The sequence below is a fragment of the Sanguibacter gelidistatuariae genome, assembly GCF_900096585.1.
GTDB classification, from domain to species: Bacteria; Actinomycetota; Actinomycetes; order Actinomycetales; family Cellulomonadaceae; genus Sanguibacter; species Sanguibacter gelidistatuariae.
The window spans coordinates 638,149-656,266 of the sequence record NZ_FMYH01000001.1; the positions used below are offsets into that span (position 1 = coordinate 638,149).

The window sequence follows — 18,118 nt, forward strand, 5'->3', positions numbered from 1 at the left end:
CGTCTCCTCGCCCTTCAGCCGTGCCGGCATCCAGCCGGCCCGGCTCCTGAGTGCGTTGACCCCGGCGAGCGTCGTACGGGGCGTGCTCTTGCATACAGAACGTGCTCTTAAAAGCACGCCCCGTAGACAAGAGCACGCCCCGTATGAGCTCGGGGTGGCGCTGGGCCGGGGGAAGCGTGCGGACTACCGGGGTTCGGCCGCCAGGAGCGCCTCAGCGCCCTGCCCGACGGCGAGCACGGCCGCCGCGGCCGTCTCACCTTCGGGGGCGGGCATCGACGTGTCGCCCAGGTACCAGGTAGCGGACAGTCCGGTCCACGCCACGATCCAGCGCAGCAACCGCCGACGGTCCAACCCCGCGGCCGCGCAGATCACCGACACCTGACGGTCCAGGCGGCCGGGCACGACGGCGATCGCATGGCTCGGGTTGCAGACGATGTTGGTGTAGTCGAAGGCGCGGTCCCCGACGAGGAACTTCGGGTCGATCGCCCGCCACTCAGCGGAGGCGTCGTCACCGAAGTCGATCACGTTCCCGTGGTGCAGGTCCCCGTGCAGCACGACGACGTCCCGCTGGTCGGCGAGCAGCTCGCGGACCGTGGCCGCGGCCCGGCCGAGGAACCCGTCGTGGCCGGCCACCCCGGTCAGCAGGTCCGCGAACCAGCGGTCGAGGGGCACGAGGCCGGCGGGTGGAGGGTCCAGCCGTGACCGCGCATCCCCGCCCTTCGTCGACGCGACCTCGGCAGAAGCGCCCTCCGCAGACGCGCCCTCCGAGGACGGCGCGCCGCCCACCGCGTGGAGCTGTTCGGCGATCTCGCACAGCACCTGCGTCGCCCGGTCGTCGCACGCAATCAGGTCGTCGCACGCAGCCAGGTCGTCGCGGGCCCCCGGGCCAGCTGCCATGGCACCGAGGCTGGCCCAGGCGGTGAGGGAGCGTGGTCCGAGCGCGCGCTCGAGGACGATCGCTGCGTCGTCGTGCAGGAGGACGCGGGCGGCGCCGCGGCCCGCCCACCAGACCATGAGGCGGGCTCCGTCGCGTTCCTCGGCGATGCGGGCGACCTTGAGCATCGCGGGCACGCCGTCGTGGCGCACGGGTAGGAGGTGGCTGCTCGGGGTTGAGAACGGCGCGCCGTCAGGGACCAGTCCCCAGCGGCGCACGTACGTCGCGGGGTCGGGCGGGGCCCATGGGTGATCGGTCACCCGGTCAACGGTAGGCGGTCCGCGCAAGGCCTGGGCCTGCGACCGGAGCTTCCGTGAGCGCTTGCTCTTGTGCACCCTCTCCCCGCGCACGTGATAGGACGGGGGGATGACCCCTGACGACGCGACACCCGCACCGTTCCATGATCTTGAGCAGTACATCGCCCTCCCGCGGCTGAGCGGGCTGGTCCTCGCCCCGGACGGCTCACGGCTCGTGACCTCCGTGGCGACCCTCGACCCGGCCCGCACCGGCTACGTCACCGCGCTGTGGGAGGTCGACCCGGAGGGCCACCGCCCGGCCCGGCGGTTGACCCGCAGCGGCAAGGGCGAGCAGAGCCCGTCCTTCACCGCCGGAGGCGACCTGCTCTTCACCTCCGCGCGGCCCGACCCGCAGGTCGCCGCGGACGACGACACGCCCGCCGCGCTGTGGCTGCTCCCGGCCGGCGGCGGCGAGGCGCGCGTCGTCGCGAGCCGCACGGCCGGGGTGAGCGCCCCGCGCGCCGCCGCCGGTGCACCCGTGGTCCTGGTCAGCTCGGGCGTGCTGCCGTCGGCGACCGACGCCGACCATGACGACGAGCTGCGCGCGGAGCGCAAGAAGAAGAAGGTCTCCGCGATCCTGCACACCGGCTACCCGGTGCGGTACTGGGACCACGACCTCGGCCCGGCCGACCCGCACCTGTTCCTGGGTGCGCTGCCCGGCGTCGGCGGCGTGCAGCTGCATGGGGAGATCCCGGGCGTCGCGGCCATCCCCGAGGAGGTCGACCCGGCGATCACGCTGCGCGACCTCACCCCCGACGCGGGCACCGCCCTGCGGGAGCAGTCCGCCACCTTGTCCGACGACGGCACGACCGTCGTAGCGACGTGGATCGTCGCCGAGTCCGGCGGCGGGCACCGCACGGTTCTCATGGCGATCGACACCGCGACCGGGGAGCGCCGGGTGCTCGTCGACGACGGCGAGTCGAGCTTCGGTTCCCCGCGGATCGCCCCGGACGGCTCGCGCGTGGCCTTCGTCCGGGAGAGCCGCAGCACGGGCGAGCGGGCACCGGCCGTGACGCTCGGCGTCGTCGACCTGCTCGGCGGGCCGACCCACCAGCTCGCGGGTGGCTGGGACCGCTGGCCGTCCTCGATCACCTGGCTGCCGGACTCGAGCGGCCTGCTCCTCACGGCCGACGACGACGGGCGCGGCCCGATCTTCCACCTCGCGCTGGGCGAGGGAGACTCCGCCGGAACCGACGGTTCCGACGTGACCCGCGTGACCAGCGACGACGCCGTGTTCACCGACGTGCAGATCTCACCTGACGGCTCGCGGGTCTACGCCCTGCGGGTCAGCTACCTGGAACCGCCGGTTCCGGTCGTCGTCGACCTGGCCGCCGCGCTGGCGACGGGCGCCCCCGTCCCGGCGACCGCGCTGCCCGGCCCGACGACGTCGCCCACCCTGCCCGGCGTGCTCACCGAGGTGGAGACCACCGCGGCCGACGGCTCCCGGGTCCGGGCGTTCCTTGCCTTGCCGCACGGCGCCGGTCCCGAGACCCCGGCGCCGCTGCTGCTGTGGATCCACGGCGGGCCGCTCAACTCCTGGAACGCGTGGAGCTGGCGCTGGAACCCGTGGCTGCTCGTCGCGCAGGGTTACGCCGTGCTGCTGCCGGACCCGGCCCTGTCGACCGGGTACGGGCAGGAGTTCATCCAGCGTGGCTGGGGTGCGTGGGGCCAGGCGCCCTACACCGACCTCATGGCGATCACCGACGCGGCCGAGGCGCTGCCGGAGATCGACGAGACACGCACGGCCGCGATGGGCGGGTCTTTCGGCGGGTACATGGCCAACTGGGTCGCCGGTCACACCGACCGGTTCAAGGCGATCGTCACGCACGCGAGCCTGTGGGCGCTGGACCAGTTCGGCCCGACGACGGACTCCGCCACGTACTGGGAGCGGGAGATGACGCCGGAGATGGCGCTCGCGAACTCCCCGCACCTCTTCGTGGAGAACATCGTCACGCCGATGCTCGTGGTGCACGGCGACAAGGACTACCGGGTGCCGATCGGGGAGGGTCTGCGCCTCTGGTACGAGCTGCTCGCCAAGTCCGGGCTGCCGGCCGACGCGAACGGGGAGACCGTGCACCGGTTCCTCTACTACCCCGACGAGAACCACTGGGTGCTCAGCCCCCAGAACGCGATCGTCTGGTACGAGGTCGTCGAGGCCTTCCTGGCCGACCACGTCCTAGGAGAGTCCCACACCCTCCCCAAAACCCTCGGCTAACCGTCGCCGCTCCGCTGAGTGTAAGAAAATGTGCGTGTCATAACGGTGTGTCGCGTACAAAATCGTGCACTCAACGGGGGCTTCGGGGGCGCCTGGAGAAGTGGGTGGGTCAGTTGGGGGCGGTGATCTTGTCGTCGGCCTGAATGTCGAACTTGGCGTGGCCGTCCTCGACAGAGGTGACGACGACATCGATACCCAGACGGGATCCCTCCGGCACGCCCTGGTCGGCGAGTCCGTCGAGGATCCGCCAGCAGCGCTGGGTCCCGTCCACCTTCGCCTTGAGGTCACCGTCGCACTCGACCGGGAATGAGTTGCCGGTCAGATCATCCATGGTCGAGGCGACCTGCGTCTCCAGATCGGACTGGTCGATGCTCCCGGAGACGCTGGCGGAGACCGAGCAGGCGCCGAGCGCAGCGGCGACGGCCAGCCCACCCAGGACGGTGAGGGCACGGTGGGTGCGGTGGGTACGTGCGGACATCGTGACTCCAGGTGATCGAGGGTTCTTCAACGTATCGGGCGCCGGAGCGGGCGTGAAGCGAGGACGATGGGGACCTGTGCCCATGCCCATCTCGCGGCTGGCCGGCGCACGGCGACCCATCCAGGCCCTGTGACCAGCAGTAACAGCCCCGAGGCGCGACCGATGCCGGACCCGGACCGTGACGGTGATTGACTGAGGTCGTGACTACTTCACCCCCCGCGACCCACCCGAACCGGCTGCCCCGGGTCCGCGCCTCCGAGCTGGTCGGGCGCGGTTGGCTCAACACCGGCGGGAAGGACGTGCGGCTCGCGGACCTGCGCGGGACGATCGTCGTGCTCGACTTCTGGACCTTCTGCTGCGTCAACTGCCTGCACGTCCTCGACGAGCTGCGCGAGCTCGAGGAGGCCCACCGCGACGAGCTCGTCATCATCGGCGTGCACTCCCCGAAGTTCGTCCACGAGGCCGACCCCGCCGCGCTCGCGGCCGCTGTCGACCGCTACGAGGTGCACCACCCCGTCCTCGACGACCCCGACCTGGTCACCTGGTCCGCGTACACGGCGCGGGCCTGGCCCACACTCGTGGTCATCGACCCCGAGGGGTACGTCGTGGCGCAGATGGCGGGGGAGGGACACGCCCACAACCTCGAGATCCTCGTCAGCGACCTCGCCGCCGAGCACCGCGCCAAGGGCACGCTGCGCCCCGCCGCGCAGGGCGCTGGTCCATACGTGCCGCTCGCGCCGACGTCGGGCACGCTGCGCTTCCCGGCCAAGGCGATCGCGCTGGCGGGAGGCAATTTCCTCGTCGCGGACGCGGGTCACCACTCGCTCGCCGAGCTCCTGCCCGACGGCGAGACGCTCGTGCGCCGCATCGGCTCGGGCGAGCGCGGGCTGGTCGACGGCGGGCCGGACGACGCCCGGTTCAGCGAGCCGAACGGCCTGTGCCTGGTGCCGCAGGAGCTGCGCGAGCGGCTCGGCTACGACGTCCTCGTCGCCGACACGGTCAACCACGCCCTGCGTGGCGTGCGGCTCGCGGACGGTCACGTGACGACGGTTGCGGGCAACGGCCAGCAGTACATGGTCGGGGCCACCGACAACGTGCTCGCCATGCCCGACGCCGGAGCGCCCGAGGGCGGCGCCGTGCGGCAGAAGCTGTCGTCGCCGTGGGACGTCGCCTGGGTCGAGGCGATGGGGGCCTTTGTCGTCGCCATGGCAGGCAACCACTCCCTGTGGGTCTTCGACGACGAGCAGGATTCGATCGCCGTGGTCGGCGGGACCATGAACGAGGGCCTGCTCGACGGGCCGCTCGCGCAGGCGTGGTTCGCCCAGCCGTCGGGCCTCGCGACCGGGCCTGACGGACGGGTGTGGGTCGCGGACTCCGAGACGTCGGCGCTGCGTGTGGTGACCCCGGTCGCGGGGTCGACGCGGGGCGAGGTGGGGACCGTCGTCGGGCAGGGCCTGTTCGACTTCGGTCACCGCGACGGCCCGGCCGACCAGGCGTTGTTGCAGCACCCGCTTGGGGTGGCGGTGCTGCCGGACGGATCTGTCGTCGTGGCCGACACCTACAACGGGGCGCTGCGTCGCTACGACCCCGTCACCGACTCCGTGACCACGGTGGCGACGGGGCTCTTGGAGCCGAGCGGCGTCGTCGTGGCCGTCGAAGGGGACCGGGTGCTGCTCGTGGTGGTCGAGTCGGCCGCCCACCGGCTCACCCGGGTGGCGCTGCCGGCCACCCTGGCCGGCCAGGTGCTCGACGCCGGTGCGCACCGCACGCGGCGCCCCGTCACCGAGGTGGGCCCCGGCGAACTCCTGCTCGACGTCGTCTTCACCCCCGCCGCCGGGCAGAAGTATGACGACCGCTACGGTCCCTCGACCCGGCTGCAGGTCTCGGCCACACCGCCCGAGCTGCTGCTCGAGGGAGCGGGCGACGGCGGTCCGCTCGAGCGGCGCCTCGTGCTGAACCCCGCGATTGGTGAGGGGGTTCTGCATGTGACCGCGCAGGCCGCGAGCTGCGATGCCGACCCGGAGATCGCCTACCCGGCCTGCCACCTGGCCCAGCAGGACTGGGGCGTCCCGGTTCGGCTGGTCGCCGGCGGGCCGGCCACGTTGACCCTGCCGCTGCACGGCTGAAGCGGGCCGCTGAGCCGGGCCGACCGCGCCGCACGGCGGCGGGAAGGGCCGCGCGCCAGCGATGAGAGGATCGGGGGATGGCCTACTCCCTTGCGCTCGTCGACCTCGACGGGACCCTCACCGATTCCGCCCCCGGCATCATCGCCTCGATCACCTACGCCTTCGACACCCTGGGCCTCCCGCGCCCGAGCGAGGAAGACCTGCGTCGCGTCGTCGGCCCCCCGATCGAGGAGAGCGCCCTGCGGCACGGGGTCCCTGGAGAACGGCTGACGGAGTTCGTCACGGCCTACCGGGCCGCGTTCACGGGCGGCGGGATGCTCAACAACTCCGTCTACCCGGGCATCCGGGAGGCGCTCACGACGCTGCTCGACGGCGGCATCCGCCTCGTCGTGGCTACCTCCAAGCCGGAAGTGTTCGCCCGCCAGATCCTCGAGCACTTTGACCTCGACCAGTTCTTCGAGGCGATCTGCGGTTCCACCCTCGACGGCACCCGCAGCACCAAGGCGGACGTCATCGAGCACGCGCTCAAGACCGTGGCGGCAACCGAGGGCGGGTTGCCGCAGGTGTCCGACATCGTCATGGTTGGCGACCGTGAGCACGACATCCTCGGGGCGCGCACCCACGGCATCGAGACGATCGCCGTCACCTGGGGCTACGCCGCCGCCGGCGAGCACGCCGCCGCCCGGCCCCGTGCGGTGGCGTCCACCCCGGACGAGCTCGCCGCCGCGGTCCTCGCCCCCTGACCCCCGATGAGCCCGACCTCGAGGTCGTCAGCCTGGCGCGAGTGCACCCGTCTGAACTGACGTACTCACGCCAGTGACTACCTCAGCCGTGCCCGCCCCGCCCCGCCCCGCTCAGCGCAGGGCGGCGCGGAAGGCTGCCCGGTTGCGGGTGATGTACTCCGACGCTGGGCCCCAGTGGTCGGCGTGGCCGTCGGCGTGGAGCGCGGCCCAGGGTTGCGCGCCGGTGCGTGCGCCGTCGATCAGGAGGTCGTACATCGCGCGGGTGTGGTCCGCGGTGAGCTGGACGAGCTCGGGCCGCAGGTGGGCGCTGACCCCGTAGCCGTCGACGAGGGCACGCAGCCGCGGCCCGTCGACCGCGGGGTCGCCTCCCGCGTGCATCGGCACGAATCCGTGGGCTACGTAGGCGAGGTCCCACAGCCGGGAACCGGGACCGGCGCCGTCCCAGTCGATGATGACCCACCTGTCCCCGTCGCGGACCAGGTTCCATGGCGCGATGTCGTGGTGGCAGATCAGGTCGTCGCGGTCCGCCGGGATGGCCACGTCCCATACCGCTCCCGGCGGCGGGACGAAGGACGCGGTGGCGTCGTGCAGGTCGCGGACGAGGGCGCCGACCCGGGCGAGCTCGGCGCCCGTCATGGCCGGCATGGCGTTGGCCATGGTGCCGGGGACGTACTCGAGCACGTGGCGGTTCTGGTCGTCGATCCCGAAGGACCGAGGTGCGCCGTCGAAGCCGACGTCGGCGAGGTGGATGAGCAGGGCATGAACCGTGGGCGTCGCGGGTGTCGCCGGCTTTCGCACGGTCGCCCCGAGCACGGGATCGGTCACGAGAACCACGCTGGCGGCAACGTTGCCGCCAGTCAGGGTCTCTTCGGAGAGGGACATGGGGCCAGTGTGCCGCACTTGTCCACGTGGTCATAGTCGCCTATGAGCACGGGTGAGAGGGGCCTCCACGCCCGCCCTTGACCTTGACGCGACGTCAACCTCTACCGTCAATGTCATGAAGGAACGCGACTGGTCTATCCAGGAGATCGCCCGAACCGCCGGGACCACGAGCCGCACGCTGCGTCACTACGACGACATCGGGCTGCTCCGGCCGAGCCGGACGGGTGGGAACGGGTACCGCTACTACGACGCGGCGACGCTCGTCCGCCTTCAACGGGTGCTCATGCTGAGGGACCTCGGCCTTGGGCTGCCCGCGATCGCGGTCGCACTCGATTCCGACGACGACGAGGCGCGTGCGCTGCGCACGCACCTGCGGTGGTTGGAGTCTGAGCACGACCGGCTCGACCATCAGATCGCCTCCGTCCGGAGCACGATCAGATCTCTTGAGAACGGTGAAGAACTCATGGCACAGAACATGTTCGACGGATTCGACCACACCCGCTACCAGGGCGAGGTCGCCGAGCGGTGGGGCGCCAAGGCCTATCAGGCTGGCGACTCCTGGTGGGCCTCTCTGCGGGAGGTGGAGCGGTCCGCCTTCCTCGACGAGCAGCGCGCGATCGCCGAGGGCTTCGCGGCCGCGAAGCAGGCGGGGCAGGCGCCGGGCGACGACGCACCGCAGGCCCTGGCCCGGCGCCAGCACGACTGGCTCGCGGCGTCCGCCCACGGCACCGGGCAGCCGGAGATCACCGCGGAGTACTTCATCGGCCTAGCCGAGATGTACGTGGACGACCCCCGGTTCACCGCCGCCTATGACTGGGCAGGCGAGGGGACGGCAGTGTTCGTCCGGGATGCCATGACGGTCTACGCCGACCGGAACCTGTGAGCTGCACCGGCCAGTTTCAGCAGTGGATGGCGCCGAGGTCGGCGAAGAGCTCCTGGTTGAGGCGGAAGGCGCCCTGCGCCTCGGTGATCGCCCGAGCCATCTCCTCCTCGGTGAAGACCAGGGCGTCCAGGCGCTCGCGGTAGACGTCCTTGAAGGGCTTCGCCTTGGGGATCTCGGCGAAGGTGTAGAACGCCAGCCCTTCCGGCCCGACGCCGTAGTGGCGCTCGAGCATGCGCTTGATGATCTGTCCGCCGGACAGGTCGCCGAGGTAGCGGGTGTAGGCGTGCGCGGCATAGCGCGGGAGCGAGGTCGCGCACGCCTCGAGGACGGCCACGTACCGTACGGTCGCGGGCAGCGGGGTGATCTGCGACTGCCAGTCCGGTCCGATGAAGAAGGCGAGGTCCTCGGCGATGGAGGGAGTGCGGAGCAGCTCGTCGAAGAGCAGCGTCTCGCCCTGGGGGAGGCCACGCACGGCGTCGTTCAGGGCCTCGAGTGCCTGGTAGACGAAGTACTGCTGCGCGGCGAGCGCTACGTACGCGGCGGTGTTGAGCTCGCCGCCCATGAGCTTGCTGATGTAGCCGGAGTGCTCGGCGTCCTCGTGCTCGGAGCGGGTGCCTTCCCGCAGTCGCAGGGACAGGGTGGGCTGTTCCGTGGCGAGTGTGGTCACCGTGGGCTCCTCGATCGGCTGGTCGACGGGCTCCCGACGGAGATGACAAGGTGTCATGACGACCTGTCAGAAACGGTACCGCATGAATTTAGGGTTGCCTATCCTAGTGGTCGAGGATTCCGATCTGCGAGACGACGCGGGCGCGACAAGGGCGCGATCGCGCCGTCTGGAGGGGGCCGGCGTCGGGCCTTGTTCAGGCGTTCACGAGGCCCGCGCCGACGGCGCGCAGCACAAACGCCTCGGTCGCCGTGATCGCGGCGTCGCGGGCGGTCTGCTCCTCGGGAAGCTGGCGACCGGACAGGCATGCGTTGACCAGAGCCACCGAGGTGGGGATGTCCTGGTTGGGGAACTCCCCACGGGCGATGCCGGCGGTGAGGATGTCGCGCAGGATCTCCTCGATCACGACGGCATGCTCGCGCAGGCGCTGCTGGGTGCCGCGGGAGAGCACGGTGCGCAGGTCCGGTCCGGGGGCGAGGTGGAAGACGCGCTTGAGCCGGGCTTGGGCTCGGACGTAGGTGCGCAGCTGCTGGAGCGGGTCTTCCACGCCCTCGAGCGAGCGCTTGAGGGTCTCGACGTAGCGCTCGGTCTCGAAGGTGATGAACCCCATGAGCAGGGCTTCTTTGTCGGAGAAGTGGTTATACACCGCGGTGCGTCCAACCCCGGCCGCCGAGGCGATGTCGGCGAAGGAGATGGCGTCGAAGCCGCGCTCGGCCATGAGCGCGGACAGGGCGGTGAAGAGTCGCTGGCGGGTCTGCTCGCGGTGCTCGTGGAGTGATCCACCAATGATCTTCGGCATTCTGACAGTCTCCCACATCGTGTCAGAACGCGCATGGAAGGGTACCCTTCCACGAACCTTCTACGGCCCAGCGAGGGCGGCCGGGCGGGCAGCGCGACGCCTGAGCGCCGCCGAAAGCGTACGCACAGCCGTTTCATACCGGAAACGTCCTGGCATTCTTCGCTGCGTAGCGTGACCAAGATGACAACAGCCTTCGGCGTCACCGGCCCCGACCCCGTAGCAGGTCCCGTGTTCGCGGTGCCGGCGAGCGCGCCGATCGAGACGCTCGCCCGGGCCTGGTACCCGGCCGCCCGCTGGCTCCGTGAGCCCGTCACCGCCGAGGCGGTGGCCGCCCGCACGGTCCCGTTGCGCGGTGCACGGTTCCGCGGCATGTCGACCGTGGCGGAGCCGGAGCCTGGTGAGCTCGAGCTCGAAGACGGCGTCGTGCTCACCGGCCCGAGCCCGCTCCCGCCGGACCGCTACCAGGGGCTCGGCCTGACGGCCCAGCGGGTTGACGTCTTCGGCGTGCGCATCGACGGGGCCGACGCGGCGTCCCGCGCGGAGCGCGAGGTCAGGGTGCTGCGGTGGATGGTCGCGGCCGCCCGGCACGCCCGGGGTGCTGTCGTCGTCGAGGGCGCAGACACGGCGATCCCCCTCGACCCCAGGCGCTCGGTCAACCGGCATCTCTTCAGCGCCCTCACGCTCGACCCCGGCCACGCCCTCGCGCTCGTGCGCACGGTCCTGGTGCAGGCCACGCTCGAGACCGTGGGCCCGGATCCGAGCGCCCCCCAGAACTTCGAGATCGTCACGCACACTCCCTACGACGGGTCTGTCGTCGTGCGCTGCGAACGGGCAGGCAGCCTTCCCCCGGCGTTGCGCACCATCCCCTGGCGGGAGTCCGGCCCCTTCGGCTACTCGGTGCGGTGGTTGTCGGGAGACGCTCACCAGGAGCGATCGGAGAGCCCGTCCCACATGTATCAGATTGCCCGCCACCGGATGGCGCCGGTCGTGGTCGACGTCGTCTCTGTCCTGCGTGACGCGGTCGCGGGCACCGTGCTCGACGACGACGGCTTCATCTGCACGGATCCGCCCGTCCGGTCCCGCTGAGCTCGGCGCGCACCACCGCCAGCACATGAACGTCCGGCGACCTCCGGGTGAACAGGCGTCCCGCGTCCCGAGTTGTCCACAGAATTTGTCCACAGGCCTGTGCGTATGTGGAGAAGTACAGTGCACAGGCTGTGGATAACACTGTGGACAACAGCCCGGGCGATCACCTCCGAACGCCTGTGCGTAGGTGTTTGTACCGGTCCCGCGAACTGCTCGACACGTCGTCCGAGCCTGCGCAATGCCACAGTGAGCCACAGTGAGCGGTGCACCGGCCGAAGGAGGCGGCTAGCCTCGACAGATGAGCAACCTCGAGACCGCGCCGCAGGAAGAGATCTGCGCGGCCGGGCACGCCGGTCCGCGCGAACGCAGCCTCGAGATCCTGGAGCCCCGCCTGGTCCCGCTCGGCGGCCCCCGCGCCATGACCGTCCGGCGCACGCTTCCCCAGCGCCAGCGCAGCATGGTGGGTGCGTGGTGCTTCCTCGACCACTACGGGCCCGACGACGTCTCGACCGGACCTGGCATGCACGTCCCGCCCCACCCGCACACCGGTCTGCAGACCGTCTCCTGGCTGTTCGCCGGCGACGTGCTCCACCAGGACTCCGTGGGATCGGTGTGCATGGTGCGCCCCGGGGAGCTCAACCTCATGACGGCAGGGCGCGGGATCTCCCACTCGGAGCAGTCGCCGGACCCGGCGGCCACCCGGGTGCCGGTCCTCCACGGCGTCCAGCTGTGGACGGCGCTCCCGGCGGCCCACCTGGATGCCTCGCCCTCCTTCGAGCACCATGGCGACCTCCCTGTCCTGCACGCACCGGGCGCCAGCGTCCGGGTGTTCCTGGGCGAGCTGCCCGCGCAGGCGCGCCTCGGCGCGCCCGACGGCCTGCGCTCGCCAGCGACGATCTTCTCCCCGCTCGTGGGCGCCCAGATCGACCTCGCCGCCGGCGCCGAGCTGACCCTTGAGCTCGACCCGACCTTCGAGCACGCCGTGCTGCTGGACACCGCCGAGCAGGTCCTCGTCGACGGCGACCCGCTGGCCCGCTCCGAGCTCGGTTTCCTCCCCGCCGGAGCACGCCAGGTCACGCTGCGCACGCCTGACGCCGCTGCCCGCCTCCTCCTCATCGGCGGCCGACCCTTCGAGGAGGAGATCGTCATGTGGTGGAACTTTGTCGGCCGCACGCACGAGGACATCGTCCAGGCACGTGCCGACTGGGAGCGTCAGCTGAGCGAGCCGAGCGCGGCGGGGATCGGTGGAGAGAAGTCACCATCGCCAGATCCCGTCGACGTGGCTAGGTTTGGCACGGTCGTCGGGTACGACGGCCCGTCGCTGCCAGCCCCGGTGCTGCCCGCCGTGCGTCTGACTCCCCGAAGGAACGCCCCCTGACGATCCAACCGACCGGCCCCGAGGCTTTGGCCGTCTCGATGCCCGCGCCGACCCCGCCGGGTTTCTCGGTCTCCGCGCCCCGGGACCGCTTCGCCGATCTGCTGCGGACTCTCGCGCTCGGTGCCGTCATCCTCGGGCACTGGACCATGGCCGCGATCGGCCGCAGCTCCGCCGGCGAGCTGACGGTCGACAACATCCTCAACATCGAGCGATGGATGTGGCCGATCACCTGGGTGCTCGTGATGATCCCGCTGTTCTTCTTCGTCGGAGGCTTCTCCAACGCGACGAGCTGGAACCGGGTGGTCGAGCGCGAGCGCACCCGCCGCGGTGACGTGCCGCCGACCTTCGGGCAGGCCTACCGGGTGTTTGTCCACCGCCGTCTCGGTGGACTGTTCACCCCGCTCATCCCGTTCGTGCTGCTCGTCGCGGTGGCCGTCGCACTCGCGCTGTGGCTGGGGGCGCCCAAGACTCTGACGCTCACCGTGGCGGTCGTGGTCGTCATGCCGCTGTGGTTCATCGCGGTCTTCGCCGCCCTGGCGCTCATCGCGCCGGTCATGCTCGTCCTCCACGAACGGTTCGGCTGGTGGGTCGTGGCGGCGTTGTCGCTGGCCGCGGTCGCCGTCGACGTGGTGCGGATCGTCACGGACAACCCGTATCCGGGGTACCTCAACTACGTGCTGGTCTGGGGCGTGGCGCAGCAGATCGGCTTCGCCTACTTCGACGGCACACTGCAGCGGATGAGCCGCACCCGAGTCGCGGCGTGGGCCGCGGTGGCCTTCGCCGCCCTGGTCGCGGCGACCGCCTCGTCGATCTGGCCGGAGTCGATGATCGGTCTCTCCGGGGAACGGTCGAACTTCAGCCCGCCCGGGACCGTGCCGTTGCTGTTGACTCTGGTGCAGATCCCGGTCGCGCTCCTGCTGCGCCCGGTCGTCGCGCCGTGGCTGGACCGCCCGCGCGTGGCCGCAGTGCTCGATACGGCGTCGAACAACTCGATGCGCGCCTTCCTGTGGCACCTGCCGGTCCTGGTCGCCGTCACCGGTCTGCTGCTGCTTGCCGGAGTCCCGTTCCCCGACCCGGGCAGCGCGGCCTGGTGGTGGAGCCGGCTGCTCTGGTTCCCCCTCCTGGCCCTCGCCCTGTGGGGCCTGCTCGCCACGACCGATGCGCTCAGGCGGCGGCGTCTTCCTCGCGCCGGGTCCAGGTGACCAGGAACCGCCGATCGAAGGTCGGGCTGCAGCGCAGGCAGGAGACCTCGGAGCGCGGGCGCCGGAACCGGTCGACCTCGTGCCCGCCGCTGCACACGCCGATCCACGGTGCGGCCGGGCGAGGAGCCTCGGGTCCGATGACACGTTTCCCCGAACAGCCCACCTGACGAGCCATGGCACGCCAGCGGGGACCGTGCCCGGCCCCGTGCCCCACGAGCGCGTGGGCGATCTCGTGCAGCAGCGTGTCCGTGACCAGGGGCTCGTCGTACAAGGCCATCAGGTGTCGGGAGACCGAGATCTTCCGGGAGGCGTAGTGGCACGCGCCGGCGCGGCGCCGGGCGTGGTCGAACGTCAGCTCCCAGGTCTGCAGGCCGTGCAGCGCCATGAGCCGCAGGCCGATCTTCCGGACCTCGCCGAGTTCCATGCCGGTCTCCTCCGGAGCCAGGGTCACCGCCGGTCGGGGACCACGCAGAGGACACTATGCGGTGGCGCCGACAGAGTCGTAGTCGCGCCTGTGTGATCGGTGGATAACCGTGGCTGACCCGCGCCCCCCGACGCGGGCCAGCCACTCTCAGCAGTGCCGAACCGTCATAGGGAGACGGTGAACGTCCCCGTCTTGGACTCGCCCGGTTCGAGCACAAAAACACCGCTACCGGCCACGCCGCGCTCGGCCAGGGCGAAGCCGCCGTTGGCGTTCGTGGCGGGTTCGACCGCGAAGTACGTGCGCGCCACTGGGACGTAGACCACCCAGTGGGAGTACACGTCGTCGGCCGTGATGCGGACCTCGACATCCGAGCCGTCGGCGCGCGCGCCCGGGTAGACGATGCGGACCGGGCCGGGAACCCGTCCGGTGAGGCAGTCGTCCACGAACTTCCCGCCGAGCGGGCGCAGGGTCGAGTAGTCGGCGCGGGCCGGCAGCGGGCCGGCCTCGTCGACTGCCATGGCCGACTCGAGCGCGTATCCGCAGGTCACGGGAATCTCGAGCTGCGGCTCGCCGCAGTCGGGCGTGATGCTCCGGACGAAGTACGGGTGGTGCCCGAACCCGGCGGGGAAGGCATCAGCGTCGACGTTGGTCACCGTCGTGGTGACCGTGAGGCCCTCATCGGTGACCGTGTACGTGAGCTCGGTTGTGAACGCCCACGGGAAGCCCATCCCGACGACGCTGCGCGAGTCCAGCCCGAGGCGCACCGAGGAGCCGGTCCGGTCGAGCACCGTGAAGCCGAAGGGCAGCACGGAGCCGTGCATCGCCGTGCCGTCGGGGGAGGTGCGCGGCAGCTGCCACGTCTGCCCCCCGAAGGTCAGCTTGGCATCGGCGATCCGGTTGGACCAGGGGATCAGCGGGAAGCTCGCGCACGACCCCGGGCTGTCCAGCTTGGTCGCCTTGGTGGGACGCAGCAGGTCCCGCCACACGCCGTCGACCAGGACCTTCGCGTAGGCGATCGCCCCAGCCGAGCAGGGCAGGATCCCGACCCGCCACGTGGCCGACTCGAGGTCGACCACGCGGGGGTCGCCACCGGCCGCCGAGAAGGCCGACGAGACGGCCTCCTCGGAGCGGGTGGCAAGGGCGAGCGTGCTCACAGGACGACGGAGACCTTCACGGTCGCCCCGGCGGGCGCGTACGGGACGTGGTTGCCCTCGACGGCGACGCCGTCGACGGTCAGCACACCGCGTGCCCCCGGGGTGCCCGAGTTCACGACGGAGATCTCGTAGGTCGCCCCGCGGGCGGTGCGGGTGACCGTGTACGCGGGGACGTCCGGGCCGATCTGGGGGTCGATGACGAGACCGTCGTAGTCGGGACGCACGCCCAGCAGGTACTGGGAGACCGCGACGAAGTTCCATGCGGCCGTGCCGGTGAGCCAGGAGTTCTTGGCCTCGCCGTGGCGCACGGCCTCCTTGCCCGCGATCATCTGGGCGTAGACGTACGGCTCGAGGCGGTGCACGTCGGAGATGTCCTCCCGGTACGCCGGCGTGATGCGCTTGTAGTAGTCGAAGGCACGCGCGCCGCGACCCAGCACGGTCTCCCCGATGATGACCCAGGGGTTGTTGTGGCAGAAGATGCCACCGTTCTCCTTGTAGCCCGGCGGGTAGGTGGTGACCTCGCCCATCTCGATCTTGTAGCTCGTGTACGCGGGGTACTGGAGCACGAGGCCGTGCTCGGTGCCCAGCATCTCGCCCACGGAGTCGAGCGCGCGCTCGGCGATGGACGGGCCGCCGTCGGCCGGCTTCTCGATGCCGATGCCGGCCATGACCGCGAAGCCCTGCGGCTCGATCCAGATCTTGCCCTCGGCGGTCTCGTCGGTGCCGATCTTGTTGCCGTAGAAGTCGTAGGCGCGCAGGAACCACTCGCCGTCCCAGCCGTGCTCGAGGACGGCCTTGTGCATGTCGGCGATGGCCTCACGGGCCTTCGCCGCGACGTCGGACAGGCCGCGGCGCTCGGCGAGGGCAACGTACTCGGGGCCGATGAAGGCGAACATCGCCGCGATGAAGACGGACTCCGCGACGCCGCCGGCCTGGTTCTCGGTGGTCTGGAAGGACTCGCCAGGCGTGGAGGAGAAGCAGTTGAGGTTGAGGCAGTCGTTCCAGTCGGCGCGCCCGATGAGCGGCAGGCCGTGCGGGCCGCGGTTGTTGACCGTGAAGTCGAAGGACCGGGTCAGGTGCTCGAACAGCGACTCGGCGAGGGACTCGTCGTTGTCGAAGGGCACCTGCTCGTCGAGGATCGAGAAGTCACCGGTTTCCTTGATGTAGCCCGCGACGCCGAGGATCAGCCACAGCGGGTCGTCGTTGAAGCCCGAGCCGACGTCGTTGTTCCCGCGCTTGGTGAGCGGCTGGTACTGGTGGTAGGCCGAGCCGTCGGGGAACTGCGTCGAGGCGATGTCGATGATGCGCTCGCGGGCGCGCTCGGGGATGAGGTGCACAAAGCCCAGGAGGTCCTGGTTGGAGTCGCGGAAGCCCATGCCGCGCCCGATCCCGGTCTCGAAGAACGAGGCGGAGCGGGACATGTTGAACGTGACCATGCACTGGTACTGGTTCCACACGTTGACCATGCGGTCGAGCTTCTCGTCGCCGGAGGTCACCGCGAAGCCGGAGAGCAGGGTGGTCCAGTGGACGCGCAGCGCCTCGAAGGCGGCGTCGGTCTGCTCGGTCGTGGCGAAGCGGCCGAGGAGGGCGTGCGCGCGGTCCTTGTTGATGACCTGCAGGGCCGCGATGCCGGCGGCCTCGTCGGCCGGGGCCCACTTCTCGTCCTCGGGGTTCTCGACGTAGCCGAGCACAAAGACGAAGGTCTTCGACTCGCCGGGCTCGAGGGTGACCTCGAGGTTGTGCGAGGCGATCGGGTACCAGCCCGAGGCGACGGAGTTGGTGGACTCGCCGGCGAAGGGCACGGCCGCCTCGCCGAGGGAGTTGTACGCGCCGACAAAGCTGTCGCGGTCGGTGTCGAAGCCCGCCGCGGTCGCGTTGACGCCGTAGACGGCGTAGTGGTTGCGACGCTCGCGGTACTCGGTCTTGTGGTAGATCGCGGTGCCGTGGGGGCCGGACTCCTCGACCTCGACCTCGCCGATGTTGAGGTTGCGCTGGTAGTTCGTCTGGTCGTCCTGGGCGTTCCACAGGCAGAACTCGGCGAAGCTGAAGAGCTTGACGGACTTCGCGGCGTCGGACGTGTTGGTCAGCGTGACCTTCTGGATCTCCGCGGTCTCCCCGAGCGGGACGAAGAAGAGTGTCTTGACGGACAGGCCGCCGCGCTCGCCGGTGATCTGCGTGTATCCCATGCCGTGGCGGGTCTCGAAGTGGTCGAGCTCCGCCTTGATGGGCATCCAGGACGGGGTCCAGACGTCGCCGCCGTCGTTGATGTAGAAGTAGCGGCCGCCGGCGTCGCCCGGGATGTTGTTGTAGCGGTAGCGCGTGAGGCGGCGCATCTTGGCGTCACGGTAGAACGAGTAGCCGCCGGCCTGGTGGGAGATCAGCGAGAAGAACTCTTCGGAACCGAGGTAGTTGATCCACGGGTACGGGGTGTGGGGGGTGGTGATGACGTACTCGCGGGCCTCGTCGTCGAAGTGTCCGTAACGCATGGGAGTGCCTCTCAGCAGGTGATGGGGGAGGCGGTCTCTCGTCCGAGTGGGAGCGCTTCCACGATGGTGTGTCACGATCATAACGTTCCGTGCCCACAATGCGAAGCGTTAGGTCCCATGTTCGCGCGAGCGGGCGCCTGCGGCCCGGTTTCCCGTGGATCCGCGGCACGAGGTCGTCTATCCAGACAGACGACCCGTGCACAATGGACGACCTTGTGGGTCGATAGGGCCCGCCCGCCGTCGCTCTGCCGCCGCGTTTCCTCGCCGAGGTCGTCACTTTGGCTCCAGTACTGCGGTTCAGACCGAAGTCCTCGACCCAAAGTGACGACCTCGGCCCCCGCGCGGGGCGCTACGATTCGGGCGGATCT

General features: G+C 70.6%; 15 protein-coding genes. 7 read left to right on the forward strand and 8 right to left on the reverse strand.

Annotation, left to right across the window (positions count from 1 at the left end):
- Window positions 1-183: 183 nt before the first annotated feature.
- Window positions 184-1,194, reverse strand: a complete 1,011-nt coding sequence (locus tag BLQ50_RS02865) for an aminoglycoside phosphotransferase family protein (RefSeq protein ID WP_217629080.1) — start codon at window positions 1,192-1,194, stop codon at window positions 184-186.
- Between the two features lie 106 nt (window positions 1,195-1,300).
- Between BLQ50_RS02865 and BLQ50_RS02870 the strand changes: the two genes are divergently transcribed.
- Window positions 1,301-3,445, forward strand: coding sequence for a S9 family peptidase (locus tag BLQ50_RS02870; protein WP_093181058.1), 2,145 nt, complete (start codon window positions 1,301-1,303; stop codon window positions 3,443-3,445).
- Between the two features lie 109 nt (window positions 3,446-3,554).
- Here the strand turns inward: BLQ50_RS02870 and BLQ50_RS02875 are convergent, their stop codons facing one another.
- Window positions 3,555-3,923 carry a DUF4333 domain-containing protein gene (locus tag BLQ50_RS02875; protein ID WP_093181059.1) on the reverse strand — a complete coding sequence of 123 codons (369 nt, stop codon included), beginning with the start codon at window positions 3,921-3,923 and terminating at the stop codon, window positions 3,555-3,557.
- Between the two features lie 200 nt (window positions 3,924-4,123).
- Here BLQ50_RS02875 and BLQ50_RS02880 point away from each other — a divergent pair, with 200 nt between their 5' ends.
- Together BLQ50_RS02880 and BLQ50_RS02885 are read left to right on the forward strand one after the other, a co-directional pair.
- The gene (locus BLQ50_RS02880; RefSeq protein ID WP_093181060.1) at window positions 4,124-6,049 is read left to right on the forward strand and encodes an NHL domain-containing thioredoxin family protein; all 1,926 of its coding nucleotides are present in this window, start codon (window positions 4,124-4,126) and stop codon (window positions 6,047-6,049) included.
- Window positions 6,050-6,126: 77 nt separating this feature from the next.
- On the forward strand, window positions 6,127-6,792 hold the full coding sequence (locus BLQ50_RS02885; RefSeq protein WP_093181062.1) for an HAD hydrolase-like protein: 666 nt from the start codon (window positions 6,127-6,129) through the stop codon (window positions 6,790-6,792).
- Window positions 6,793-6,903: 111 nt separating this feature from the next.
- On the opposite strand, the gene BLQ50_RS02890 is transcribed toward BLQ50_RS02885, so the two are convergent.
- Window positions 6,904-7,674 (reverse strand): phosphotransferase, encoded by a 771-nt coding sequence (locus BLQ50_RS02890; RefSeq protein WP_093181063.1) that lies wholly within the window; start codon window positions 7,672-7,674, stop codon window positions 6,904-6,906.
- 115 nt (window positions 7,675-7,789) lie between these two features.
- Here BLQ50_RS02890 and BLQ50_RS02895 point away from each other — a divergent pair, with 115 nt between their 5' ends.
- Window positions 7,790-8,557: a MerR family transcriptional regulator gene (locus tag BLQ50_RS02895; RefSeq protein ID WP_093181065.1), complete on the forward strand. Its 768-nt coding sequence runs from the start codon at window positions 7,790-7,792 to the stop codon at window positions 8,555-8,557.
- Window positions 8,558-8,573: 16 nt separating this feature from the next.
- On the opposite strand, the gene BLQ50_RS02900 is transcribed toward BLQ50_RS02895, so the two are convergent.
- Window positions 8,574-9,224: a biliverdin-producing heme oxygenase gene (locus tag BLQ50_RS02900; protein WP_093181066.1), complete on the reverse strand. Its 651-nt coding sequence runs from the start codon at window positions 9,222-9,224 to the stop codon at window positions 8,574-8,576.
- A gap of 193 nt (window positions 9,225-9,417) precedes the next feature.
- Window positions 9,418-10,020: a TetR/AcrR family transcriptional regulator gene (locus tag BLQ50_RS02905; protein ID WP_093181067.1), complete on the reverse strand. Its 603-nt coding sequence runs from the start codon at window positions 10,018-10,020 to the stop codon at window positions 9,418-9,420.
- 171 nt (window positions 10,021-10,191) lie between these two features.
- Here BLQ50_RS02905 and BLQ50_RS02910 point away from each other — a divergent pair, with 171 nt between their 5' ends.
- The 3 genes from BLQ50_RS02910 to BLQ50_RS02920 all read left to right on the forward strand — a co-directional run bounded on the left by BLQ50_RS02910 (window position 10,192) and on the right by BLQ50_RS02920 (window position 13,686).
- Window positions 10,192-11,106 (forward strand): hypothetical protein, encoded by a 915-nt coding sequence (locus BLQ50_RS02910; RefSeq protein ID WP_093181069.1) that lies wholly within the window; start codon window positions 10,192-10,194, stop codon window positions 11,104-11,106.
- 298 nt (window positions 11,107-11,404) lie between these two features.
- Window positions 11,405-12,484 carry a pirin family protein gene (locus tag BLQ50_RS02915; RefSeq protein ID WP_093181070.1) on the forward strand — a complete coding sequence of 360 codons (1,080 nt, stop codon included), beginning with the start codon at window positions 11,405-11,407 and terminating at the stop codon, window positions 12,482-12,484.
- A 38-nt stretch (window positions 12,485-12,522) separates the two neighbouring features.
- Window positions 12,523-13,686, forward strand: coding sequence for an acyltransferase family protein (locus BLQ50_RS02920; protein ID WP_139185699.1), 1,164 nt, complete (start codon window positions 12,523-12,525; stop codon window positions 13,684-13,686).
- On the opposite strand, the gene BLQ50_RS02925 is transcribed toward BLQ50_RS02920, so the two are convergent.
- The 3 genes from BLQ50_RS02925 to BLQ50_RS02935 form a co-directional block, all read right to left on the reverse strand.
- Window positions 13,649-14,110: a SprT-like domain-containing protein gene (locus BLQ50_RS02925; RefSeq protein ID WP_093181073.1), complete on the reverse strand. Its 462-nt coding sequence runs from the start codon at window positions 14,108-14,110 to the stop codon at window positions 13,649-13,651. The genes BLQ50_RS02920 and BLQ50_RS02925 overlap by 38 nt on opposite strands.
- A 164-nt stretch (window positions 14,111-14,274) precedes the next feature.
- Complete coding sequence (locus tag BLQ50_RS02930) at window positions 14,275-15,264, reverse strand: aldose epimerase family protein (RefSeq protein ID WP_093181075.1); 990 nt, start codon at window positions 15,262-15,264, stop codon at window positions 14,275-14,277.
- The gene (locus BLQ50_RS02935; protein WP_093181076.1) at window positions 15,261-17,750 is read right to left on the reverse strand and encodes a glycoside hydrolase family 94 protein; all 2,490 of its coding nucleotides are present in this window, start codon (window positions 17,748-17,750) and stop codon (window positions 15,261-15,263) included. The genes BLQ50_RS02930 and BLQ50_RS02935 overlap by 4 nt, the downstream gene beginning before the upstream one ends.
- Window positions 17,751-18,118: the final 368 nt, after the last annotated feature.

Excerpts from the sequence above, each read along its gene's own strand:
- BLQ50_RS02870 (WP_093181058.1), top strand. The coding sequence starts at position 1,301 with ATGACCCCTGACGACGCGACACCCGCACCGTTCCATGATCTTGAGCAG.
- BLQ50_RS02920 (WP_139185699.1), top strand. The coding sequence starts at position 12,523 with ATGCCCGCGCCGACCCCGCCGGGTTTCTCGGTCTCCGCGCCCCGGGAC.
- BLQ50_RS02915 (WP_093181070.1), top strand. The coding sequence starts at position 11,405 with ATGAGCAACCTCGAGACCGCGCCGCAGGAAGAGATCTGCGCGGCCGGG.
- BLQ50_RS02875 (WP_093181059.1), bottom strand. The coding sequence starts at position 3,923 with ATGTCCGCACGTACCCACCGCACCCACCGTGCCCTCACCGTCCTGGGT.
- BLQ50_RS02935 (WP_093181076.1), bottom strand. The coding sequence starts at position 17,750 with ATGCGTTACGGACACTTCGACGACGAGGCCCGCGAGTACGTCATCACC.
- BLQ50_RS02895 (WP_093181065.1), top strand. The coding sequence starts at position 7,790 with ATGAAGGAACGCGACTGGTCTATCCAGGAGATCGCCCGAACCGCCGGG.
- BLQ50_RS02890 (WP_093181063.1), bottom strand. The coding sequence starts at position 7,674 with ATGTCCCTCTCCGAAGAGACCCTGACTGGCGGCAACGTTGCCGCCAGC.
- BLQ50_RS02905 (WP_093181067.1), bottom strand. The coding sequence starts at position 10,020 with ATGCCGAAGATCATTGGTGGATCACTCCACGAGCACCGCGAGCAGACC.
- BLQ50_RS02885 (WP_093181062.1), top strand. The coding sequence starts at position 6,127 with ATGGCCTACTCCCTTGCGCTCGTCGACCTCGACGGGACCCTCACCGAT.
- BLQ50_RS02925 (WP_093181073.1), bottom strand. The coding sequence starts at position 14,110 with ATGGAACTCGGCGAGGTCCGGAAGATCGGCCTGCGGCTCATGGCGCTG.